The organism is Thiovibrio frasassiensis, from assembly GCF_029607905.1.
Lineage (GTDB): Bacteria > Desulfobacterota > Desulfobulbia > Desulfobulbales > Desulfurivibrionaceae > Thiovibrio > Thiovibrio frasassiensis.
Window position 1 is genome coordinate 1,755,457 of the sequence record NZ_JAPHEH010000001.1, and the last position, 23,218, is coordinate 1,778,674.

Annotated in this window: 23 protein-coding genes; 12 read left to right on the forward strand and 11 right to left on the reverse strand. The window is 57.3% G+C overall.

The window, feature by feature from the left end:
* The first annotated feature begins 205 nt into the window (after positions 1-205).
* Complete coding sequence (locus OLX77_RS08320) at positions 206-646, forward strand: response regulator (RefSeq protein WP_307633130.1); 441 nt, start codon at positions 206-208, stop codon at positions 644-646.
* Between the two features lie 16 nt (positions 647-662).
* The gene (locus OLX77_RS08325) at positions 663-1,112 is read left to right on the forward strand and encodes an Hsp20/alpha crystallin family protein (RefSeq protein WP_307633131.1); all 450 of its coding nucleotides are present in this window, start codon (positions 663-665) and stop codon (positions 1,110-1,112) included.
* 87 nt (positions 1,113-1,199) lie between these two features.
* Here the strand turns inward: OLX77_RS08325 and OLX77_RS08330 are convergent, their stop codons facing one another.
* Complete coding sequence (locus tag OLX77_RS08330) at positions 1,200-3,104, reverse strand: pentapeptide repeat-containing protein (RefSeq protein WP_307633132.1); 1,905 nt, start codon at positions 3,102-3,104, stop codon at positions 1,200-1,202.
* 465 nt (positions 3,105-3,569) lie between these two features.
* On the opposite strand from OLX77_RS08330, the gene metF reads away from it, so the two are divergent.
* On the forward strand, positions 3,570-4,460 hold the full coding sequence (gene metF, locus OLX77_RS08335; RefSeq protein WP_307633133.1) for a methylenetetrahydrofolate reductase [NAD(P)H]: 891 nt from the start codon (positions 3,570-3,572) through the stop codon (positions 4,458-4,460).
* 12 nt (positions 4,461-4,472) lie between these two features.
* On the opposite strand, the gene OLX77_RS08340 is transcribed toward metF, so the two are convergent.
* Positions 4,473-4,700, reverse strand: a complete 228-nt coding sequence (locus tag OLX77_RS08340) for a nicotinamide mononucleotide transporter (protein WP_307633134.1) — start codon at positions 4,698-4,700, stop codon at positions 4,473-4,475.
* Between the two features lie 218 nt (positions 4,701-4,918).
* On the opposite strand from OLX77_RS08340, the gene OLX77_RS08345 reads away from it, so the two are divergent.
* Positions 4,919-5,347, forward strand: a complete 429-nt coding sequence (locus OLX77_RS08345) for an FKBP-type peptidyl-prolyl cis-trans isomerase (protein WP_307633135.1) — start codon at positions 4,919-4,921, stop codon at positions 5,345-5,347.
* Positions 5,348-5,422: 75 nt separating this feature from the next.
* Here OLX77_RS08345 and OLX77_RS08350 read toward each other — a convergent pair whose 3' ends face one another.
* Entirely contained in the window at positions 5,423-6,445 is a 1,023-nt protein-coding gene (locus OLX77_RS08350) for an Lcl C-terminal domain-containing protein (RefSeq protein WP_307633136.1), read from the reverse strand.
* 59 nt (positions 6,446-6,504) lie between these two features.
* Entirely contained in the window at positions 6,505-7,167 is a 663-nt protein-coding gene (locus tag OLX77_RS08355; protein WP_307633137.1) for a protein-L-isoaspartate(D-aspartate) O-methyltransferase, read from the reverse strand.
* Positions 7,168-7,402: 235 nt separating this feature from the next.
* On the opposite strand from OLX77_RS08355, the gene OLX77_RS08360 reads away from it, so the two are divergent.
* From OLX77_RS08360 to OLX77_RS08370, 3 genes are all read left to right on the forward strand, one after another.
* A complete protein-coding gene (locus OLX77_RS08360) occupies positions 7,403-8,272 on the forward strand; it encodes a hypothetical protein (protein ID WP_307633138.1) in 870 nt (289 codons plus the stop codon).
* Positions 8,273-8,465: 193 nt separating this feature from the next.
* Entirely contained in the window at positions 8,466-9,125 is a 660-nt protein-coding gene (locus OLX77_RS08365; RefSeq protein ID WP_307633139.1) for a response regulator, read from the forward strand.
* Positions 9,126-9,212: 87 nt separating this feature from the next.
* Complete coding sequence (locus OLX77_RS08370) at positions 9,213-11,246, forward strand: OmpA family protein (RefSeq protein ID WP_307633140.1); 2,034 nt, start codon at positions 9,213-9,215, stop codon at positions 11,244-11,246.
* A 211-nt stretch (positions 11,247-11,457) separates the two neighbouring features.
* Here OLX77_RS08370 and OLX77_RS08375 read toward each other — a convergent pair whose 3' ends face one another.
* The 5 genes from OLX77_RS08375 to OLX77_RS08395 are packed head-to-tail and all read right to left on the reverse strand — an operon-like array spanning position 11,458 to position 17,430.
* Complete coding sequence (locus OLX77_RS08375) at positions 11,458-13,173, reverse strand: AMP-binding protein (protein ID WP_307633141.1); 1,716 nt, start codon at positions 13,171-13,173, stop codon at positions 11,458-11,460.
* Positions 13,174-13,197: 24 nt separating this feature from the next.
* Positions 13,198-14,112, reverse strand: coding sequence for a thiamine pyrophosphate-dependent enzyme (locus tag OLX77_RS08380; protein ID WP_307633142.1), 915 nt, complete (start codon positions 14,110-14,112; stop codon positions 13,198-13,200).
* The gene (locus tag OLX77_RS08385) at positions 14,109-15,356 is read right to left on the reverse strand and encodes a pyruvate synthase (RefSeq protein ID WP_307633143.1); all 1,248 of its coding nucleotides are present in this window, start codon (positions 15,354-15,356) and stop codon (positions 14,109-14,111) included. The genes OLX77_RS08380 and OLX77_RS08385 overlap by 4 nt, the downstream gene beginning before the upstream one ends.
* Positions 15,353-16,270, reverse strand: coding sequence for a 2-oxoacid:acceptor oxidoreductase family protein (locus OLX77_RS08390; protein WP_307633144.1), 918 nt, complete (start codon positions 16,268-16,270; stop codon positions 15,353-15,355). Before OLX77_RS08390 ends, OLX77_RS08385 begins: the two co-directional genes overlap by 4 nt.
* Before the next feature lie 47 nt (positions 16,271-16,317).
* Complete coding sequence (locus OLX77_RS08395) at positions 16,318-17,430, reverse strand: Glu/Leu/Phe/Val family dehydrogenase (protein ID WP_307633145.1); 1,113 nt, start codon at positions 17,428-17,430, stop codon at positions 16,318-16,320.
* A gap of 262 nt (positions 17,431-17,692) precedes the next feature.
* On the opposite strand from OLX77_RS08395, the gene OLX77_RS08400 reads away from it, so the two are divergent.
* From OLX77_RS08400 to OLX77_RS08410, 3 genes are all read left to right on the forward strand, one after another.
* A complete protein-coding gene (locus tag OLX77_RS08400) occupies positions 17,693-18,304 on the forward strand; it encodes a PilZ domain-containing protein (RefSeq protein WP_307633146.1) in 612 nt (203 codons plus the stop codon).
* Between the two features lie 3 nt (positions 18,305-18,307).
* Positions 18,308-19,054, forward strand: coding sequence for a Mut7-C RNAse domain-containing protein (locus OLX77_RS08405; protein ID WP_307633147.1), 747 nt, complete (start codon positions 18,308-18,310; stop codon positions 19,052-19,054).
* Between the two features lie 154 nt (positions 19,055-19,208).
* Positions 19,209-19,880, forward strand: coding sequence for a hypothetical protein (locus OLX77_RS08410; protein ID WP_307633148.1), 672 nt, complete (start codon positions 19,209-19,211; stop codon positions 19,878-19,880).
* Positions 19,881-19,885: 5 nt separating this feature from the next.
* Here OLX77_RS08410 and OLX77_RS08415 read toward each other — a convergent pair whose 3' ends face one another.
* Positions 19,886-20,374, reverse strand: coding sequence for a sll1863 family stress response protein (locus OLX77_RS08415; protein WP_307633149.1), 489 nt, complete (start codon positions 20,372-20,374; stop codon positions 19,886-19,888).
* 303 nt (positions 20,375-20,677) lie between these two features.
* Between OLX77_RS08415 and OLX77_RS08420 the strand changes: the two genes are divergently transcribed.
* Together OLX77_RS08420 and ade are read left to right on the forward strand one after the other, a co-directional pair.
* Positions 20,678-21,163: a BCAM0308 family protein gene (locus tag OLX77_RS08420; protein WP_307633150.1), complete on the forward strand. Its 486-nt coding sequence runs from the start codon at positions 20,678-20,680 to the stop codon at positions 21,161-21,163.
* Positions 21,164-21,278: 115 nt separating this feature from the next.
* Positions 21,279-22,901 carry an adenine deaminase gene (gene ade, locus OLX77_RS08425; protein ID WP_307633151.1) on the forward strand — a complete coding sequence of 541 codons (1,623 nt, stop codon included), beginning with the start codon at positions 21,279-21,281 and terminating at the stop codon, positions 22,899-22,901.
* Between the two features lie 73 nt (positions 22,902-22,974).
* Here ade and OLX77_RS08430 read toward each other — a convergent pair whose 3' ends face one another.
* Positions 22,975-23,211: a hypothetical protein gene (locus OLX77_RS08430; protein WP_307633152.1), complete on the reverse strand. Its 237-nt coding sequence runs from the start codon at positions 23,209-23,211 to the stop codon at positions 22,975-22,977.
* Positions 23,212-23,218 lie beyond the last annotated feature (7 nt).

Here is a 23,218-nt window from a genome sequence, read left to right on the forward strand (position 1 = left end):
GTTCAAAAAGCTCTCCGTTTATTTTCTCAATGGTTCCATTTTTCTTTGATATTTTGAGAAACCCTCCCGCGTTTTATTCTTTCCCGTCCTGTTTCCCTTGGTATTACATGCGGTTATCGCACCATTCTTTTTGGCATGTTTTGTGCTTTTTAGCCCGATAAAGGGGCACCCCTTTGTCGGGCTTCTGGAATGAGGAGAGCACAATATGGACCTGTTTGCGCGGTTGCAGGGCATGAAGGTGTTGCTTGTTGAGGATGAACCGTTGATCAGGGATTCTTTGCAGCGCTTTTTTGCCAATGAAAATTGTCCGTTTATCGCCGTTGAGACAGGGGAGGATGCGCTGGAGGTTATCAAGGACACTGATTGCGACATCATCATTACCGATTACCGTCTGCCAGGCATGGACGGCCTTGAATTTTTAAAAAGAGCGCAGCGTCTCAATGTCCAATTTAAGAAAATCCTCCTTACCGCCTACATGACCGAAGCTGTTATTTCCGAAGCCTTCCGCATCGGGGTGCATGAGTTCATCGAAAAACCGTTTGCCATGGAGGACCTGGAAGAAGCCTTGATCCGGGTTCTTGAGAAAAAAATAATAAGCAACGGGCCGCCTTTGGCCAAAAAAAACCTGGATCCCAGGGGAGACTAATCTCAGGAGGTGCATCATGATGGATCTTATCCCAAAAAAACCGTTTTCAGAACTCAGCACCGTACGCAATGAAATGGATCGCTTGTGGAACCGGTTTCTGGATGATTGGCCATTGCCGACCGCGTTTACCAGGGGGTGGGCGCCCATGGCCGACATCTCGGAAACCAAGGACAAGTTGATTGTCAAGGCCGAGCTGCCCGGTCTTGAGCCGGAAGACATCAAACTGAGTCTTTCGGGCAATCTGTTGACCATTGAGGGGGAGAAGAAAAAAGAAAAAGAGGAAAAAGACGAGCACCATTATTATATGGAGCGGTACAGCGGCTCGTTTCAGCGTTCTTTTCGCCTGCCGGTGGAGGTGCAGGAGAACAAGATTGATGCCAAGTTCGATAAGGGCGTGCTCACCATCACCATGCCCAAGACCACAAAGAGTCAGAAAAAGGAAATCAAGATCGCCAAGGCGAAGTGACAAAAAGTGCTCGCCCGGCGTTGTTGCCCCTTGCCCGGGTGCTATTCTCGCTTTTGTTGCAGCGGAGGAGCACCCGGGGTTCTTGCTTTATTCCTGTGGTCCGTCTGCCCGTTTCAGCCCTGAAGCATTCTTGAGCTTGGCCCCTGTGAGATTGGCGTTACTCAGGTCGGCCTTGTAGAAATCAGCCTCTTCCAGATTGGCATTTTCCAGATTGGCCCCGCTCAGATTTGCGCCCTTGAGGTTTGCCCCTTCGAGATTGGCGCCACGCAGGTTCGCGCCGGAAAGATTGGTTCGCTCCAGGTGTGCTCCTTGCAGTTTTTTGCCGGAAAGATCCTGGCCGCTCAGGTCGCATTCCACGCAGCGGTTTGCTTGCAGGAGTTTTTCCAGGTCGGTAAGCTTCGGGGGCTCAGGCGGTTTCACCTCTTCCGGCGGTTTGACCGGAGCCGGAGAGGGTACAGAGGGTGGGGGAGCTATGGCTGCCGTGGTAACACTTGCGGCGGCCGGCATAATCTTTTCCGCTGGAGCTGTTTTGGCAGGCGAAGGTGCCGCGGACTGGGCGGCTGGCGCCGGGGGGATGGGAAGAGCTTCTGCCGATTTCGCCATCTCCGGGGTGATGATCGGCGCCGGGGCGGGCGGTGTTGCAGCGAGAGACTCTCCGGTTTCGGTTTTCGGAGCCGGAAGACTCTGCGCGGTCGTTGTCTCCGTGGTCGGCGGGTAGCTGGGAGCCCAAAGGTTTCCCATCCCCGCCTGCTCTTGTTCCAGGGGATCTGTTTTTTTCGATGGGGTGGGGGTTTTGTCCCGGTACTCGGTGAGGAAGGCATCGATATCCTCTTTGTTGCCTTTCTGGCGCTCTTGCTCGAGGATTGTTCCGATCAGGTATGCGCCTTCGAGGTCCGCCCCGGTCAGGATTGTCCCGCTGAGATTGGCCCTGTAAAGATCGGCTCCGGCCAGATTGGCTCCGCTGAGATTGGCCTGGCTGAGATTGGCCTCGGCAAGGTCTGCCGTTTTGAGGCTGGCGCCTTGAAGATTGGCGCCACTGAGGTTGGCCCCGCTCAGGTTTGCTCGATTCAGGTTGATCCCGACAAGGTCGGCCCCGGCGAGGTTGCAGCCGGGGCAACCGTTTTGGGCGATTAATCGATCCACTTCCGAGCTGGCTCCCGACGGCAGGGGTGCAGGTGCCGGCTTCGGTGCAGGCCGTAAAGGAGCGGGTTGCATCCCGGCGGAAGCGATGGGTTCCGGTGCTTGGCTAACAGCGCGCGGCTCGGGCAAGGCAGCTGGCGGAAGAGTTGTTGGCTTCGCCTGGGGAGTTTGTGCCGGCGGTGGGGTGGGCAACGATTCAGGGGCGGCCATGGGGGCTGGCGCTGATGGAGGCGGCGTTGGGATCGCAACAACCGGCGCGGCAACAACCGGGGCGACAACCGGAGCAGGCAGCGGGACAGGTGTCTGTGCCGCTGCCTGCTCCGGTTGGGTTATGGCTGCCTTAGGTTCGATTTTCTCTTCAAGAACAGGCGGGACGGCAACCGGCGGCGGCAAGGGTTTTTCCGGTACGGTCAGTGCGTTTTCCGGAGGGGTGTAAGTGGTGCTGCCCTCGAGGATTGCCCGCTCATAGTTGCTGCTGGTAAAGGAGGCGTTTTTGGTCTTGGCTCCCTTGAGAAAGGCTCCGGTAAGATCCGCCTTGTAAAAATCAGCCTCCTCCAGATTGGCGTCGGTCAGGTTCGCTCCGGAAAGATCAACCCCCTTGAGGTTTGCCCCTTCCAGGTCTGCCCCTTCCAGATTTGCCCTGGAGAGATTGCTCCGTTCCAGATAGGCCTGGCCAAGCTTTGTCCGGCGCAGGTCAGCACCGGCGAGATCGCATTCCACGCAGCGGTTGGTCGCCTTCAGGGTTTCCAGGTCTTTTTGGGTGTAGGCCGCCGCCTGGCGGGGTGAGGCAGCCAAGCACAGAGAGCAGAACAGCAGGGCCGCCGCAGGTGTTTTTCTTTTTGAATATGCCAACGTTTCGTGGTCCCCGGCCATCTTCCTGATGGCGCAATGTTTCCATTCTTTGCCGGACAATAGGGCACAGTCTGGAACCGTGAGCTACGCTTTGCCCCAAACCCGTATGCGAGAGCAGGGGCTCGTAGGTGCGCGCGAGAGGTCTGTGATGACGTCGTTTCGCGGTTATCCCCGATTGTGTGAGCGGGTCGATGGTAGCGCAGCGAGCGTCGCAAGAGTGCAAGCAAAAGCGGTGCACTGTACTTACTTCACCAGAATCTGATTACAACCCTGAGCCGGACTTTGTCAAGTCAAGATGAGAGCCGGACTTGTCCGTTTGCTGAATCCCGGCGGTGAATTTGTCGGCAAACGCGTATTTTTTTCCCGTTGGGCGTGAATTTTTCGAGCAATCAGAGACCATATTTGGTAGATAGGTGGTTCTTTGATATTTGAAATTTTTCACCAAAACAACGGGTTAGAGAGACGATGCTGGTTAAAGACATTCTCGAGAACAATAGGATTTCCTTTAGTTTTGAATTTTTTCCGCCCAAGGATGAGCCGGGCTGGGAAAATCTTTTTGCCAATATCTCCGACCTGATGCCCCTCAAGCCCGCCTATGTCAGCGTGACATACGGGGCGGGCGGCTCAACCCGGGACCGGACCCATAAACTGATCGTCAGGATTCAGCAGGAGACCAACCTCACCGTTGTCTCCCATCTCACCTGCGTTGGCTCAAACCGGACGGAAACAGGAGAGATCCTCCGTACCTATGCGGCAAGCGGGGTTAAGAATATTCTCGCCCTGCGTGGCGATCCTCCCAAGGGGCAGACGGATTTCGTCCAGCCCGAGGATGGCTTTGCCTATGCCGCCGATCTGGTCACTTTTATCAAAAAGAATTTCCCGCAGATGGGCGTCGGGGTGGCCGGTTTCCCGGAGGGACATCCCGCGACCCCCAACCGGCTGCTGGAAATGGACTATCTCAAGGCCAAGGTTGATGCCGGGGCGGATTATATTGTTACCCAGCTCTTTTTCGATAATCGGGATTTCTATGATTTTCGTGACCGTTGCGCCTTGGCCGGCATCACGGTCCCCATCATTGCCGGGCTCATGCCCATCACCACCAAGAGTGGCATGGTGCGGATGGCGGAGCTTGCCGCCGGGGCCAGGATTCCGGCCCCCCTGCTGCGCGCCGTGGATCGGGCCAGAAGCGATGAACAGGTGGAAAAGGTCGGTGTGCATTGGGCCAGCGAGCAGGTCCGTGATTTGATCGACAACGAGGTGCGGGGCATCCATTTTTACACCCTGAATCATTCCCGCCAGGCCTTGGATATTTACCAGTCCCTCGGCGTTGAGGATTCCATTCAATTGGGGGCGTAACAACCAGGGGGGTCACTCTTTTTCTTCCCCGGGAGTGGGTGTCCACCATTTGAAGATGCCGTACACAGAGAGCACCAGATAGACCGAGAAGAGAAAGGCCTCGGCCATCATGTCCTTTTGGAAAAAACAGACAATCCAGCCGATATTGGCGATGCTCCAGATTACCCAGCCTGCCACGCGTTTCTGTAGGTTGTATAGGGTCCCCAGGATGCTGAGCCCGGTGAGAATCCATTCGTACATGATAAGTCCTTTCCCGGCGCTGCTTTGTTGCCGCAGCGCTTCTCTTTGGCAATGATGTTGTTTGATAAGTATGTGCACGGCCCAGCTTAAAGCCAAAGACGGGCCTCGGCAAGCACCATTCTTGAAAAATGGCACGGCACCGTGGGTGGTGTGCAATAATACCCGTAATTGTATTGAGATAAAATCCCTTTCCGGGAGAAGACAAAAAGGAGAAAGATATGTCACAGGCCAAAAAAGGAGATAGCGTCAAGATCCATTATACCGGCACGCTGGAGGATGGCACTGTTTTTGATTCCTCTGCCGGGCGCGAACCTCTGGATTTTACCCTTGGTGGCGGGCAGGTAATCGTGGGTTTTGATGAAGCGGTTACGGGTATGGCCATCGGCGACAAGAAAACGGTCACGATTCCTTCCCATAAAGCATACGGCGAAAAGAAACTGGAGCTGGTCATCGAGGTGCCGCTGAGTCAGGTTCCCCCGGATCTCAACCCGGAGGTTGACCAGAAATTGCAGATGGGCGGCCCCAACGGGGAGCTGGTTGTGGTTACGGTTGTGGCGGTTACCGACGATGTTGTCATTCTGGATGCCAATCCGCCTCTGGCGGGAAAGGATCTCACCTTTGAGCTGGAGTTGGTAGCGATCTCTTAAGCCGGCAATAACTGCGTCTCACCCTGTGCCCCGGTAATTTTTTTGCCGGGGCATTTTTTTGTGCTTGATCCGGGTTCAGTCTTCTTGGCCGGCAACCCTGACCGGCCAGACAAAAAATGATTCTCCTTTTTTGTGTCCGACTCCCAAGGCGCCTTTGTGAAGATACAGAGCCCAGGCCCAGTCTGTTTCGAAAAAACTGGTGGTGGATGACCAATAGGCCTCGCGCACCTGCAAAAACGGGTGATCAGTTGGCAGGGCGGGTTCTGCCTGCGAACAGTCCACCAGAGATTCAAGAGCATTTATGTCGGGAAGTCGCCACTCATTGCTCCCGTGCAGGCCGCGGCTGTTTATTTCGCTTATGAGATCCAGGGCACCGGACCAGCTCATGGTCTTTCCACCTGCATCGGCATTCTTGAGCCAGATAAGTTTGGTCAGGTTGTCGAGGACCGTCTCGCCGAGATCTGTAAAGCGCGGCTGGGGCCAGGCGAAGCCCCGTTGCTGTTCTCCGTCCTGCCCTGTGCCCTGGCAGGGAATCTCCCGGCCAAAGGGATCATGGCAAATTTTCTGCCCGGTTTTTGGCAAAAGGTCATATCCTGTGCCGCGAACCGGCCAGAGTAGAGAGTTCTGATCTTTTCGCCCGTAAAACATGCGGGCGCCTTCGAGATGAATCCACCAGGCATAGGCCGGGTGGATCGCGGCCGTGGTGGAGCTCCAGTACCAGCCCAAGAAAATGTTGGTGAACGGATGGTTCTCCGGCAGCGAGGGGTTTTTGGTCTGGTAGCTCATAAGAGAACGGAGTTCCCGGCGGTTGGGCAGCCGCCAGTCATCAAAGCCGGACCATTTTCGGCGATTCATTTCGGCGATGAAATCGAGGGCTTCCTGCCAGGTCATGGGAAACTCGCCGAGATTGGCATCCCTGGGCCAGGTGAATCCAGTGAGATGGTCAAAAACCACTTGGGATCTCAGGGAAAATCGTGGTGTCGGCCATGGCAGGCCGAGGCGGAATTCGCCGTCCTGACTGCTGTCCTGGCAGGGGATAACGGTTCCCGTTCCGTCGTAGCAAAAAAGTTGTCCTGTGTGTAATAATCCTGTTTTCATCAAATCTTCTTGGGTAGTAGGGTGGAGTGTGGTGGTTTTTTGCGCGGATGTTGCCTCCGTCAGGGTTCAATCTGTCCGGTGAACGGGACAAAGGCGACGGAGAGAATGCTCCGGGTGCTGATCTTGCTGTCGAATTTTTCCACCAGCATGAGATCCTGCGGCATATGCGGACGCCCCACCGGAATGACCAGCCTGCCGAAAGGCGCCAGCTGCTCGAGCAAGGGTTCGGGGATTCGCGGGGCGGCGGCGGTGACGATGATTCCGTCATAGGGGGCGTGTTCCGGTAGCCCGGAAGAGCCGTCGGAGGCAAGGACTTCCACCGTATCATACCCCAGTTGCCGCAAGCGCTTGGCCGCCTGTTGCGCCAGCGCGGGAACGATCTCCAGGCTGTACACCTGTTTGACCAGTTGGGACAAAACGGCGGCCTGATAGCCGGAGCCGGTGCCGATTTCCAGGATAACGTCCTCCGGGTCCGGCTCCAGCAGGTCGGTCATCAGTGCGACGATAAAAGGCTGGGAGATGGTCTGGCCGTTGCCGATGGGCAGGGGGGTGTTGTCGTAAGCGTAGGGCTTGAATTCGTCCGGAACGAAATCCTCGCGCCGTACCGCGGCTATGGCGTCAAAGACTTGTTGGCGCAGGGTGTAGCGGCCGGTGAGGCCGCCGGTAAAGCGACATTCCTCTTCAATGGTGCGGAGCATGGCCTGAAGCATTTCCGTGCTCATGATCACCTCCGATCCAAACAGGATGGGGATTGACTGGACAAGAACAGCGCCTGTTTTTATGATTGCTCATTCCGCCGGCCGAAGTCAAAGATTTTGTTGGCCGGGGATCCGGCAGGGGGATGACCCTGGTCTGGGAGAGGGAGGTGTTCACTAAAAGCTTGTGTCGCTTAAAAATTCAGATTAGTTAAAAATATAGAGAGAAATTATCCCTTTTTCCACAAGGCGGAGACGGACAGTGATAGAATTTTTCATGATACGGGCTGGCTTTCTTTTCGATTGGATCGAGCTGCATGTGGAAAGCAAGCAGGGGTTGAAATTTTTCGCCACGGTGCTGGTGAGTTTCTTTGTTGCGGCCATTATTCTCATCGAATTGAATCGGCGGCATTTTCTCCCTGAGCCGTTTGCCTCGCATTTTTCCCTTTCCCACCTTGCCGCCATTGAACAGGCTTTCAATCTGCTGCTGGCCCTGGAGGTGGTGAGCCTTATTTTCAGCCTTTCCCATTCGGTGACCAAGTCGGTGGGCAAGCAGTTTGAGATCCTTTCTCTTATTCTTCTGCGGGATACCTTCAAGGAATTTGCCCATTTCAGCGAGCCGCTGGTCTGGGCGGAAATTTACCCCTCTCTGGGCAGCATTGTCGCCTCTGCCGTGGGAGCGTTGCTTATTTTTGTGGTCCTGGGTTTTTTTTACAAGGCGCAGCGCTCCCACCCCATCACTGCCGATGAGAAAATCCGCAGTCATTTTATTTTGGCCAAAAAAATGATCGCCCTGCTGCTGCTTTTTTCTTTTGTCGGTATCTGTGTGGTGGATCTCTGGGGGTATTTCGCCCTGGGATTGCCGGAAAATGCCTTTTCTTCCTTCTACACCCTGCTTGTTTTCAGTGACGTCCTGGTGGTACTTATTTCGCTTCGCTACAGCGCAGAATACCAGGTGTCCTTCCGTAATTCCGGCTATGCAGTGGCCACGGTTCTTATCAGGCTGGCCCTGATTGCGCCAATTGTTCTCGGTGCCGTAATTGGGGTGGGTACCACCATTTTTGCCCTGGGGATCAGCCTGGCGTACAATGCCTTTGCTCCCAAGCCGGAATCGCTTAGAGACGTCAACTGAAAAAAGTTGCGCAAAGGCGCTGGTCGACGGCCGTGACGCGGACGATGGTTTTGCACGATTTTCTCCCCCCGCTGTGCTTATCGTAAGTTTTTTCTTGTCGCAAATTTTACAGCGATAAATTTTCGACTACGGTATATAACCAGGGAATATAATGTGATTTTTTCTTGTTCCTCTGACCTGAAAGGGGAGAGCTATGGGTATCTGTCGTATAGTGCTTGCTGATGATCATGCCCTGATTCGGCATGGGGTCAAAAAAATGATCGAAGAGGATCCCGGTCTCAAGGTTGTCGGCGAAGCAGGTGATGGCCTGGAACTCATCGAACTCTTAAAAACCACCCCTGCCGATCTTGCCATCCTCGATATCTCCATGCCGAACCTCCGCGGAATTGAAGCAATCAGAGAGGTCCGCAAGATCTGTCCGCAGATCAAGGTACTCATGCTGACCATGCACAAGGGCGAACAATATCTTTGTTCCTCCTTTGCTTCCGGGGCGGACGGCTATCTGCTCAAGGAGGACTCCGATACCGAGCTGTTGCCGGCCATCGCCAAGGTCCGCCAGGGCGAATTTTACATCTCCCCCAATCTCTCCCGGGAATTCCCGGAAGATATCATCGCCTCCTGCACCCGCTGGCGTGATGGGGAGGGGGAGATCCTGACCCCGCGGGAAAAACAGATCCTGCAGCTGGTGGCTGAAGGGGTGACCAGCCGGGATATCGCCGAAAAACTCGATATCAGCAAACGGACCGTTGAACACCACCGGGCCAATATGATGAAAAAACTCAATATCAAACGCGTTGCCGACCTTATCAAGTATGCCATTGGCAGGGGGCTTTCCGACACGCCCCCTGAATAAGGGCTCCGCCCCGCTTCTTTTGTTTTAAGATCCCGAAAAATTGTTGCCATAATGATGTTCTGGCGTATGCGCCACAGGAGAAAGAATATGAAAAAAATCGTCGGTTTTCTTTGTTTGTTGCTGTCTGTTTTTTTCTGGGCGGCACCGAGCTGGGCCCTCGATGCGCTTGAGGTGCAGGCTTTGCGCCAGAAAGCACAGGTGAGCTTCCAGCCCATGGAGGAGGGCAAGGTGCTGGTTTCCGTTCAGGATAAGGGCGGGGAGGCGATCCTGAACTTGAAGAAAGAGGATTTTTCCATCAAGCAAGGCATTAAAACAGCGAAGATCCTCTCGGTGGAAGATGTCCAGGAGCAACGGAACATCGGCCTCAATATCGTGCTGGTGGTGGATAACTCCTATTCCATGGAGCAGCGCAAGGCGGTGGAACCCCTGCTGGCCGCCATGAACAGCTTCCTTACCCTTGTCCGGCCCATCGATAATGTCCATGTGGTCACCTTTGTCGATCCGGGTTCGAAAGAGCCCCGCGTTTCCACCCGGACCTTTCAGGCCAACGAGGTATCGGCCTTGGGGCAAGCGCTTCGAAGCAGTTTTTTCCCTGCCACCACCGACGGTACCTATCTCTATGACAGCATGCAGAAGGGGTTGGAGATCATCGGCCAAATGCCTGCGGACAGCCAGAAGTTCATGCTCGTTTTTTCCGACGGGGAAGACATCAACAGTCAGGTAAAAGGAGCGGAGGTCGCCCTGGCAGCCAAGGGCGTGCAAAACTTTTCCGCCTTTGCCGTGGATTATATGGATAAACCCGGCCTGGATCCCTTTCTGACCACCTTTGCCCAGGGCCATAACGGCATGATCCGCAAGGCCACCTCGGCCAGCGATTTCCTGCCCATTCTCAAGAAGTTTTCCACCACCATCTTTCATCGTTACGTGGTCACCTACCGCTTTCTCAACCCACCAGCCGGTACCCTGGTGAGCGTTCCTCCTGTCGTGAACATCGAGGAGATCACGGTGGTGGACAGCTCGCCCATGCTGAATCATGTCTATTTTGATACGGGCAAAAGCCGCATCCCCGAGCGATACGTGGCCTTGTCCGGTCCGGAAGCCACTGCGGGTTTTGCCGAGGAGAAACTCAAAGACACCATGGAGAAACATCACCAGGTCTTGAATGTGATCGGCAAGCGGTTGCTGGCCAAGCCGGAGGCCCGGATAACCCTGGTGGGCTGCAATTCCAATACCGGCGTGGAACGGGGGAAGGTTGGGTTGGCAAAGAGTAGGGCCGAGGCGGTTGCTGCCTACCTCAAGGGGATCTGGGGCATTGACCCGTCCCGGATGGAAATCAAGGCGCGGAATCTTCCTCTGGTGCCCAGCTCCAGCCGGGTGCCGGAAGGTATTGTGGAAAATCAACGGGTGGAGATCCTCGCCAGTGATCCCGCCATCCTGGACACCATCAAGAGTAGTTACGTGCAGGAGCAAAGCGACACCAAGGAACTTCGGCTCACCCCCTCTCTGCAGGCCGAGGTCGGAATCGAGCATTGGCAGCTCAAGCTGCTGGGTGCGGAGAAGGTCCTCGGTACCCAAGAAGGAACGGGGGATCTGCCGGCAGAGGTGGTCTTTGCCTTGGCACCGCTGGGGCTGCACAACCTTGCCCAACTGGGCCAGCTCAGGGCGGATTTGTCAGTGAAAGATAAGGAGGGTAATACCTTCAGCACCACCACCCCGATCGCCATCAATTTTCTCCGGCGGGAGGAGCGCAGTGCGCAGAAAACCGGGAATAAGGTGATCGAAAAATATGGTCTGATCCTCTTTGATTTCGACCGGGCGGAGGTGAAGGATCGCAATCAGGTCATCGTCAACCGGGTGCTTGCCAGGGTGGCAGAGCTCAAGGGGGTTGCCATGGATATCGCCGGGCACACCGACAGCATCGGCAAGGAAAAATACAATATCGACCTGTCCGGCCGGCGGGCAAAGGCGGTGTATGATACCACGCTCAAGAGTGGGATCGCCGCTGCCGCCCAGATAAATCATGTGGGCAACGGGCCCAACAACCCACCCTATGACAACAGCCTGCCCGAGGGGAGATCGCTCAACCGGACAGTAATCATCAATCTTCAGTATACGGAGTAGCCTTCCGGCAGCATTTTCCGGGTGGCTACCGGCAAGCGGCTCTCCGCCGTGCGCTGGGGGGGCCGAGCACGGTCATGGCCTGGGGCATGACCGTGCCTGCTGCCGGTTTGGTCGCGGTCTTTCTTCGGAGCTGCACATGGCCATGGGGCTTGGGAAATTGTAAGGAGCCGTTCTCCGCTTATCCCGGCCGTTCCATTCGTCACAGCATGATTTATTGTTTTTCGTTTCTCTCCTCTTGCAGCCTGGCCACGGCAAGCTCTCGCATCTTGTACTTCTGGAGCTTGCCGGTGACGGTCATGGGGAACTCCTCCACCAACCAGATATAGCGCGGGATCTTGTAATGGGCGATCTTGCCCCGGCAGAAGCTGCGGATCTCCTCTTCGCCGAGCGTTTCTCCGCTCCGGGGTTTGAGCCAGGCCATGATCTCCTCGCCGTAATAATCGTCCGGCACTCCGAATACAGCAACCCCGGCGACTTTAGGGTGGGTGAAGAGGTAATCCTCGATCTCTCGGGGGTAGATGTTCTCCCCGCCCCGGATAATCATCTCCTTGAGTCTGCCGGTGATCTGTAAGTATCCGTCCTTGTCCATCCTGCCCAGGTCGCCGGAGTGGAGCCAGCCCTCCTGATCAATGGCCTTGTCCGTCGCTGTCGGGTCGTGATAATACCCCGCCATGATATGGTAGCCGCGAAAGCAGATTTCTCCCACCTCACCCAAGGGCAGGGTGTGGCCGAAGGTGAGATCCACCACCTTCACCTCCTGGTGGGGGAGATTTCTGCCCACCGTGTTGATCCGCCGTTCCAGACTGTCTTCCCGGGTGGTAAGGTGGGTCAGGGGCGAGGCTTCGGTCTCGCCATAGCCGATGAGGATCTCGTGGCAGTGCAGGTCACGCATCACCCGCTGCATGAGGGCGGGCGGGCAAGGGGCCCCGGCCATGATCCCGGTGCGCAGGCTGGAGAGATCCAGTTTGCCAAAGCTGGGATGCTCCAGTTCGGCAATGAACATGGTGGGTACCCCGTGGATGGCGGTGCATTGCTCCGCCGCCACCGCCTCTAGGACCTGGCCGGGGTCGAAATGCTCACAGGCGATGACAAGGCAGCCGCCCACCGAGAGGCAGAGCAGGTTGGCCAGCACCATGCCGAAGCAGTGGTAAAAGGGCACCGGCACGCAGAGCCGGTCCTGTTCGGTAAAATGCATGGCCAGGGCGGAGAAATAGGCATTGTTGAGGATGTTGCGGTGGCTCAGGACCACGGCCTTGGGAAAGCCGGTGGTGCCGGAGGTGTATTGGATGTTGATGGGTTCGTGCTGATCGAGGGAGGCGGTGCGTGCGGCCAGCTCTGTTTCGCTTATTGCCGTTGCATTGTCCAGAATTTCTCGCCAGAGGGTGAAGCCCGGGGCCGGCCGGTCGATATGCAGCGGGTCTCCCGGATTGTAGAGCACCACCCGGCGGAGAAAGGGAAAGGCCTTGCTGGCCAAGGCATTGGGCGGGCAGTTTTCAAGTTCGGGGACCAGCTCGCTCAACATGGCGACGTAATTGCTGCTTTTGAAGGAGGGGATCAGGAAGAGTCCTTGCACCTCCGAGCGTTGCAGGGCAAAGGCCAGTTCTTTGCAGCGGTAGGCGGGGTTGATGTTTACCAGGATGGCGCCGATCTGTGCGGTGGCAAGCTGCACCAGAAGCCACTCGATGTTGTTGGTGGACCAGATGCCGATCCGCTCCCCCTTTTTAAAGCCAGCTCCCATCAGCCCCCGTGCCAGTTGTTTGATTCCCTCGCTGAGCTCCCGGTAAGTTAAGCGCCTCCCTTGGGTGCGGGAAACCACCGCCTCCTGGGCGGGAAAGCGGGCCGCGATTTCGGTGAAGCGGGCCGGGATCGTCTGTTCCAGCAGGGGCGGGGTACCATCGGTGCGGAAGTAGCTGAGATTATCGCCCATGATCTTCCTTGCGCAGAGGGTGGTTTATAACACTTCCTGCCAATAGCGGTCTACCCGGGCCTGAATCTCCGCGATCAATCCCCTGTTTTCCCGAGGGGCGAAGAGATGGTGGAACCGGCCCTGCGCCTTGAGGTATTCTCGCACCGGCAGCCTGGGGTGCGGGATCTTGGTGTGGGTCACCTTTCCGTCCACATACTCCTTGAGCGGCCAGATGCCGGTTTGCACGGCGAGCTTGCCGATCTCCACCGTAGCGCTTGGTTCATACTCCCAGCCGGTGGGGCAGGGAGACAGGGCCAAGATCAACCGGGGGCCGGACAGCTTTCCGGCAGCTTCAATCTTTCTGGCAAGGTCCAGGGGCTCGGCTGCCACCACGGTGGCCACATAGCTTGGACGGTGCGCCGCCCAGATCGCAAAGAGATCCTTCTTGTAGCCGGGGTAGCCCAGAGATCCCTTGCTGGTGGCGGTGCGGGCCGCGTGCGGGGTGGCGGCGGAAAACTGCTGGCCGGTGTTGCCGTACCCTTCGTTATCGTAACAGAGGTAAAGGAAATCCAGCTCGCGGTCCATGGCTCCGGATGTGGCGGAAAGCCCCATGCCGTATGCAGAGCCGTCGCCGGTGAGCACCACCACCTCTAGGTCTTCCTCTTGGCTTAATCTCCCCTTCTTTTTCAGAATATCGAGCCCGTCCCGCACCCCTTGAGCGCCGGCGGGGGCACAGGCCATGGCGGTATAGAGCCAGGAGCCGCGAAAAGGGGTGCAGGGGTAGACGGAGAGCAGGGTCATGCAGCCGGCGGCATTGACGATCACGCATTTTTCGCCCAGGATATCGTAGACCTCGTGCAGGGTGGCGAGGCCGCCGCACCCCGCGCACATGGGGGTGCCGGTGCCGAGGATGTGGTAGGCGGGCAGATCTTTGAGTCGCTGGTAGGTCGTCTCGCTCATGCTCCCCCTCCCCGATTGGTTTTGGCGGCCCGGGCCACGCTCTGCATCTTGCGCAAGGCGCGCAGCTCCTCATCGGTATAGAGCAGCTGCGGGGCTGGGCACACTCCGGTCGCCACTCCCCGTTGCACCACCTTGTGGATCTCAAAAAATTCTTCGTTGCTGATATTCCTGCCGCCCAACCCCCCGACAAAACCGGCGAGAATGGGGGGCGCCCCTGGGATCCCATACAGAGCGGAAGAGAGCTCCGTCAGCAGGATGCCGCCCTTGCCCAGGGAAAGGTTCTGGTCTATCACCGCTACGCCCTTTTTTCCTGCCAGAGCGGTACGTAAGGCCGAAACCGGGAAGGGCCGGAGCAACCGGGGGCGCACCAACCCCACCTTTGCCCCGGCCTCGCGCAGCCGGTCCACCGCCTCCTTCCCCTTGGTGGCAAAGGAGCCGATCATCACAAAGACGATCTCGGCATCCTCGCTCCGGTAACACTCCAGCGTGGTGTACTGCCTGCCGAACAGCTCTCCAAACTCCAGCCCCAGCTCCTCATAGACCGCCAGCCCTTGCAGGGAGGCAAGATGCGCCTCATAACGGAAATAGGAGTAGGCCGAGCCCTCCAGTACCGCCACCCCTTCGCTCAAGGACTCGCCACCCCGGAAGCGGATCGAACCGGCGCTGAAGGGAGGGAGAAAGCGGTCCACTTCAGCCTGGCTGGGGATCTGCACCGGTTCCCGGGTAAAGGAGAGGTAGAAGCCGTCCAGGTTGACCAGGACCGGCAGCCGTATCAGGGGATGTTCCGCCAGCCGGTAGGCGATGAGCATGTTGTCCAGTACCTCCTGGCAGGTGGCGCAATGGAGCTGGAGAAAGCCGCAATCCCGCATGGCCAGCACGTCGTTATGGTCGGGTTCCAGGGTGATGGGCGAGGAGATCCCCCGGGAGACATTGACCAGGACCAGGGGCACCCGCCAGCCGGCCACGGTGTAGAGCATCTCCGTGGCATAGAGCAATCCTTGGCTTGAGGTGGCGGTGAAGACCCTGACCCCGGTCACCGCTGCAGCCCCGGCGGCGGTGAGCATGGAATGCTCGGACTCCATGGTGACCATCCGGCATTCCAACGCATCATTGTCGATCCAGTTTCCGATGGTTTCGATGATCTCGGTCTGGGGAGTGATGGGAAAGGCGGGCAGATAGTCGATGCGGGCCAGCCGCGCTCCCCAGGCCGCAGCCCCGTTGCCGGTGAGCAGTTTGCGGTTCATGGTGACTCCCCCTGTGCAGCGGCTTCTTCTTCTGGTATGGCCGTAATGGCATGGGTCGGGCACTGGGCCAGGCAGACCATGCATCCCTTGCAGTGGGCATAATCGATGTGCGGCCGCCGTGCTGCATCCACCTGGATGGCGCCTTCCGGGCAGAAGGTGGAACAGATCCACCAACAGCGGTTGCAGCGGGAGGTGTCGATCAGTGGGTGTTCGCTGCGCCAGAGTCCGGTTTGCGTTAGTTCGCTGGTGGCTGGGGCATGGATGGCCGGGGCGCTCAACAGGGGCGCATCGCAGGGGAGGGTCAGCCAATTAGGCGGGGTGTACTCTGTGGCGGAAACCGGCCCACCCTCGTGCGCCGCTCCGCGATGCTCGACCAGGGCATTGTAGGCAGCGCGGGCAATGGTACAATTGGCTTCGACCAGCACCGAACCCAGGGGAGCGAGCTCCTCCTGTACCGCCTCGACAAGCAGATCTATATTCAACTCTTCAAGCAGGGCCGCGGCACCACCGGCGCAAGCCGCGCCACGAAAACGCAGTTCGGAGTCGGTTAAGACCGGCAGGGTGAAGACCTGGCCTTGCAGGTTGAGGCGTTCCTTCCAAAGTGCCGCTTTTTCGTTGCTGTGGATGAGGAAGACCGTCTGCTCCCCGGCGCCGACAAGCACGCCTGCGCCGGGGATGGCCGGGAGATGATCGTCGGCGACAATGATCAGGTCGGGACGGGTGATGATGCCGCGTTCGAAGATGGGGGTTTTGCTTGCGCGGACATAGGCAAAGATCGGCGCGCCCCGGCGTTCCGCGCCGTAACGCGGCGCATCCTGCACCTCAAAGCCGGCGAGAAAAAAGGTAGAGCCGAGGATGCGGCCGGCGGTCTTCATCCCCTGGCCGCCGCGGCCGTGAAAGCGGATGCGATACATGGGCGCCTCCTTTCTGCCTGAAAAATGGTCGTGCTGCTGAATCCCTGCTAGAAAATCCCCCACCGTTTAAAGGTCATGGCCCGCTCAACCCGGCGGGTGGCCAGATTGATGGCGGCCTGTCGGGGCAGGATTCCATCCTGGTTGGCTTCCACCAGGACCTGCTGGGTGTTGTCGCGGATTTTTTCGGCAATGGTGCGGAAGGCCTCGGTTTGGCTGGAGCCGTGATACTCCATGGCCGCACAGATTACCCCGCCGGCATTGGCGATGAAATCCGGCAGGCAGAGAACGCCTTTGCTGTGGAGATACTGTTCCGCCCCGAGGGTCAGGGGGATATTGGCCCCCTGGGCCACCAGTTTGGTGCGCAAGCGGTGGACGTTGTCTTCATGCAAGACATCGGGCCGGGCAGCCGGCACCCAGATCTCGCACTCCAGATCGATGGCCGCATCCCGGTCTGCTTTGTTGCCGGTGGGATAATCAAGAACCGAGCCGCCTTGATTCTTGATGCGGATCAACTCCTCAACCTTGATTCCGGCCGGATCATGGAGGGTGCCGCGCGAATCGGAAGCGCCCACCAGGGTCACCCCCCGTTCCGCAAGAAAGCGGGCGGTATGCTTGCCCACCGCTCCGAAGCCTTGCACCACCAAGCGGGCGCCGGTGAGGGCAAAATCGCAATAGGGAATGGCCATCGCCACCGCCTGGCTTAAACCCCAGCCGGTGGCGCCGAGGTGGTCCAGGGGGATGCCGCCTACCTCGCAGGGCAAGCCGACCGAGCGGCCGATCTCATCCTTGACCCAGGCCATGCACTCTTCGTTGGTCCCCATGTCCGGTCCGAAGATATAATCCTCTTCCCGGCGCAGGGCGAAGGCAAAGGCGCGGATCAGCTCTTCCTTGTCGGCCGGAGCCATCTTCGGGTCGCCATAGAGCACGGATTTGCCGCCGCCGTGCGGCAGACCTGCGGCCGCGTTCTTCAGCGTCATGGCCCGGGCCAGGCGGGCGCACTCGGCGGTGCTTACGTCTTCGGCCATGCGCAAGCCGCCGATGGCGGGACCGCAGGCCACGTTGTCCACCACCAGCACGCCTTGTAGACCGAGTTGGGGCTGGGAGACATGAATCACCTTGGCCGGGCCCAGCGTATCCCCGAGAGCAAAAATATCTTCCATGCCTCTTTCTCCTTAAATGATGCCGGATTACGGTATTTTGCCGGCAGCGCCCATGTCCGAAAGCAAAGTCTCTTTTCTTTCAGTACAGCACAAGGGGGGAAGCATTGTCAAATCCAATCATCGGCCGCTAAGACCCACCTGTTTTTGCTTTGAGACGGGGGGATATTTTGATAGGATAAATCGTTTGCATCGGGCGGATGATGCGAGGTGAAAGCAGGCGAAGCGCGGCTTACGTTTTACGAAAAGCTATATCGGGGGGATCATGGCGGACGGCAGTGAAAAACGGGAAGCCCATCGGGCTCTGTTGGGGACCAAGGTCAGCTGGACCGCGGACAATCTCCATTGGCAGGAGGACAACTCTCAGGATGTCAGCTCCACCGGGATGATGCTCCGCACCGCGCAGCAGATCGAGCCGGGGACCATGCTCACGCTTGCCTTCAAGCTGCCCAATCGGAAATTCCTTGAGCCCATTACGGCCGAGGCCGAGGTGATGCGGGCGGTCCGCCGTCAGGAACGGCAGATCGGGGTGGGCTTACGCTTTATCGTCCTCCGGTCCCATGACTCCCGAGTGGTGCAGGAGTTCGTTTGCCGGATCATCGGGTTGCCCCTGGACGATGTTATCGATTCGCTGGGGGATGCCGAGGATGACGGCTATTCGTATCAGATGGATCGTCTGCTTTGCGAGGCGGACGAGAGGAATGCGCGCCTTGCCGATCAGCAGCTGATCAAGGATAATGCCCGACTCCGGAAGGATTCGTTCCGTACCTGGCGCGAACGGGGCAAAAGAATCGCCCTGCTCGCGCTGTTTATCTTCCTCGCCTTCAAGGTGAAGGAGTCACTGGTGGGGCTGAATATTCTGCTGCCTGGGCGTTGAGCGATGATCATCACCTTTTGGGGAAACCTGAAAGCGCTGGTGCGGCCGCAATTTCGTACCCTGGAGAGCATTCACTACGAACTCACCCGGGCGGCTTCGCTCAAGGATATTGTCGAGGCCCTGGGAGTTCCCCATACCGAGGTGGGGCGGTTGACCGTTGCTGGGAAGGAGATCTCTTTTGCTGCTCCCGGCGCCAATAATGACAGGTTGGACGTGTACCCTCTCTGCCCCCCGGTGGATGTCTCGATCCCAACCCTGCTTCGGCCAGTACCCTTGCCCTCCGTCGCCTTTGCGGTGGATATGAATGTCGGCAAGCTTGCCACCCTCCTGCGCATGGCAGGGTTTGACACCTTTTACCATAATGATATCGCTGATCCCGATCTGGTCGCGCTTGCCCTGCGGGAACAGCGCATCCTGCTCAGCAAGGATACCGATCTTTTAAAACGCAAAGAGGTGGTCTTCGGCTATCTTGTGCGGGAAATCTATCCGGAAGATCAGTTGGCTGAGGTTGTGCATCTTTTCGGCCTTAAAGATCAATTAAAGCCGTTGAGCCGATGCTTGCGCTGCAACGGGATGTTGCAGCCCGTGGCGAAGCAGCAGATCATTGCGCAACTGGAACCACTCACCAAGAAATATTATGATTCATTCCGCCAGTGCCAGGGGTGCAGCAAGATCTATTGGCCCGGAAGCCATCGGGACAGGATGCTGCTGGGGCTAAAGAAGTACGCTGATTATCACGATCCCGCCTGACTGCAATGGTTGCCAGTATTGCCCAGCGAATTGGTGCCACCTGATTGATAATTCGTAATTAAGTGTGGTGCCTCCCCGCAAGTTGAAGTATGGTGCTCCCCCTCATCCTGTTGTCTGCCCGAAGTTCCTTGTGAAAAAATGGAGAATGATACGTTTGATTGAAAATCGCAACGTGGCTATAAGCCCTAAGGATTTCGGAGCCGATACCCCAATTGGTCCGCAAGAGACCTTCGTCAAAGGCGTGTACTCTTTAGTGGATGAAGCAATTGCCTGCGAACTGGATCGGCTGCGCCGCGAAGAGGGAATCGTGCCAAGTTGTCAACCGGGCTGCTGTCACTGTTGCCGGTATCATATCCTGACAAACAGTGCCGAGGCCCACACCCTGGCGCAATACATCCGGCGGGAATTTTCCGCCGAACAGCTCAACGACCTGCGATTGCGTACTCTGCAATGGCATGCCTGGGATAATTCCAGGCCGGGCAGGCATCCGGCCTCCACCATGGTCGTAGCGGGTGATCTTTCCCTCTACGAGCATTCCTGCCCCCTTGATGTGAATGGCGTATGCTGCGTTTACCCCGTGCGACCGGTGGTGTGCCGGGCGCATTTCGTCTCTTCGCCGCCCCGCTTCTGCTTCACCGCAAACGATCCGGAATCCGCGGAAGACGCGCCGCAGGTGCTCAATTCCGTTGTCGAGGCGGTAAGTCCGTTTTCCCTGGTCATCCGGGAGCAGATCGAGGCTACAGGCCAGGATTTTTCCCGCTCGCAGATGCTTCTCCCGCAGTGGCTGGCGATTGAGATGGGCTGGGATTTTCCCATATCAGCCTAAGTTGCTCAGCTGAACTTTGCCAAGGCCTTCTTGGCCGAAGCGCGTAATTCTTCCCATGCCTTATCGACCCCCTGCTTGGTGATCTTCCAGGCGTCTTCGCTTGCCGTCGCAAGTCCATGGGCGTTTTTCGTCAGGGACTCAATCTTCTGCTCAAGCTTATGGATTTCGGCGAGCGCCTCTGCCTTGCCGGCGCCCATGGTTTTCTGCGATTTCTTTTTCAGGTCTGTCAGCTTGTCGGTGAGGGTTTTCAGCTCTCCCTTTATTTTTTTGAGATAGAGATTCTTGGTCTGTTCGTATTTCTTTTCAAGTCCCTTTGCCGGCAAACAAGCATCCCGCCAAGCACAGGATAATTGATTGCAGTAATCCTTTGCCGTTTCAAAACAGGGGAAATTCCCTTCCTTGCTCTGAATGGCGCGGATCAAATCCACCTTCTTCATCTTGCTGGCCTGGATGCCCATTTGTTTCGCTTTTTCTTTGATTTCCGTCATGTTCATTGTCGTTCCTCCATAAAAAAAAGAGTTGTCTCTCCTGAAATTATAATCCGACATTGTTAGGTGGAATGTCAAGTGGAGCTTTTTTCGGAAAAATGGGGGGATACCGCAGATGGGCTCTGTTGGGTATGGCTGCGCGGGAGGGGTGGAAAAAAAATCATTTGCCCCTTGTGTTTCACCCGCCACCTGGATGTATAATTTAAACATGGGGAGTGGCCATGATCGTAAAAAAGGACTGAGCACTCCGCCCTTATCGAAAGTGACGCTGCCAGAAGGTGAATCGTACATAACTAGGAGAGAAACCTCATGGACAAAGGCCAATATGGAAGAAGGGACAGGTTGATTCAGGAAAAGCGGCATGACACCTATCATGAGCGGCGCAAGTTGCCCGAGCCCACAATGTGCAGCGAATGCAATGCCGTGTTTTTGGAAGGCCGCTGGGCGTGGTGGGAACCGGCGGTCAACGCCCATGCCATCGTCTGCCCAGCCTGTCAGCGGATCAAGGATAATTTCCCGGCCGGCACTCTGGAAATCCGGGGCACATTTTTCGCAACCCACCGCGAGGAGATCACCAACCTGATCCGCAACCTTGATGAGCAGGAGAAAAAAGCGCATCCCATGGAGCGGCTCATGGCTATTTCCGAGGAAAAGGACTGCACCCTCATAACGACAACCGGCATCCATCTGGCCCGGCGGATTGGCGAGGCCTTGCACAGCGCCTACCAGGGCGAACTCGATTTCACCTATGGGGACGGGGAAAAAAGTATCCGCCTGAACTGGGTTCGGGAATAAGCGGAAGGTGTTTCGTTAAAATGACTCGGGAGACACCTGTCTGATTGTTTTGGATGCGGGAGGTGTTTCCCGAGATGCCAGCTTTATCTCTCCGGTGCCATTTTCAGGAGCAGTGATGAAAAAGATATCCGGAATTATTGTTGATCCCGTGGCCCGCCGACAATTTCCTGGCACCTTGATCATCGATCAGGGTCGGGTGTTTGATATTCTCCCCGACTCTGGGGTAAGCGGCCCCTTCATCCTGCCGGGGCTGATCGATTCCCATATCCATATCGAAAGCTCCATGCTGACTCCGGCCGCCTTTGGAGCAAAAGCGGTGTGCCACGGCACTGTGGCGGTGGTGGCCGACCCCCATGAGATCGCCAATGTCCTCGGTGTTGCCGGGATCGATTTTATGATCGGAAGCGGCAAACAGGTGCCATTGAAGTTTTATTTCGGCGCTCCCTCCTGCGTGCCGGCCACCGGTTTTGAAAACAGTGGTGCCACCCTTAATGCCCGGGAGGTGGAAGCATTGCTCCGGCGGGACGATATCTTCTTTCTCGCCGAGATGATGAATTTCCCCGGGGTCATCGGTAGGGACCCGGAGGTCATGGCCAAACTTGCTGCCGCCGCGAAGATGGGGAAAAGGGTGGACGGCCACGCCCCGGGCTTGCGTGGGGCAGAGCTGGCAGCCTACGTGCAGGCGGGGATCTCCACCGACCATGAATCGGGCACTCTGGACGAGTGTTACGAGAAGTTGGCGCTGGGGATGCAGATTATGCTGCGTCAAGGCTCAAGCGCCCGTGATTTTGAGGTGTTGCATCCGCTCATCAGCAGCCATCCCGGACAATGCATGCTCTGCAGTGATGATTTGAAACCGGCGGACCTGGCCCGCGGCCACATCAACCTGCTGGTCAAACAGGCTCTCAGCCTGGGCCATGATCTCTTTGATATCCTGCAATGCGCCTGCGTCAATCCGGTGCGTCATTACCAGCTCGAGGTCGGGCTGCTGCAAAAGGGAGATCCCGCCGATTTCATCATGGTTGACGATTTGGCGCAGATGCAGGTCCGCAGTACCTGGATCGGCGGCGAGCTGGTCAGCGAGAAAGGGAAAGCACTTTTTGAGGTTGCCCGGCCTCGGGCGATCAACCAGTTCAACGCTGCCCCGCTTACGGCCGAGCAACTGCAGGTGAAGGTGAGGGGCTCGCAGATAAAAGTGATTGCGGTGTCGGACGGACAGCTTGTCACCGGTGCCGGGTCTCACCCCGTACCGGCAAACAGCGTTATGGTTGAGGCGAATCCGGAGACGGACCTTTTGAAGATCCTGGTCCAGAACCGCTATGCGCCGGCGCCTCCGGCCATCGCTTTTGTCCGCGGCTTTGGTCTCAAGCGCGGGGCCATGGCCTCCTCCATCGCCCACGATTCCCACAATCTCATTGCTGTTGGCACCAACGACACGGACCTGGCCCGGGCCGTGAACCTGCTTGAAGAAAGCAGCGGCGGGATCTGTTTCGTTTGCGGGGATGAGGAGAAACGGATGGCGCTGCCGGTGGCTGGTCTCATGGGGCTGGGCAGCTGTGAAGAGATGGCGCAAAGCTACAGGGCAATTGAGCAGCGGGTCAAGGAGAACGGCTGCCAGCTGCAGACGCCCTTTATGACCATGGCTTTTTTGGCCCTGCCCGTGATTCCAACGCTTAAAATCACCGATCTGGGCCTTTTTGACGTGGAGAAATTCGTTCTGACCGATCTCTTTGTTTAGGGGGGGATGCGCGGGGAACGCTTTTTCTGGGGACGATTTCTCCAGACGACCCGTTTAGGAAGGAAGGTCAATTTCAGGGGAAGCGGCGGCTTTTCTTTGCCCCTTCCCCTGAAAATTTGTCGCGGACCAAGCGCATGGCAAAAATGGAGACAAAGTCCTTCACCACCGCTCCTGTCCAAAGTTCGTGATAGGTGTGCAGCAAAAACGGTCTGATAATTTCCGGCTCCACCTGCAGTTGCCTGGCCAGATCGCCGACAATGCGCTCCTGGATTTTTGCGTCAGGATCTTGCGTGCTATTTTGCTTGTCCATCCTTTCC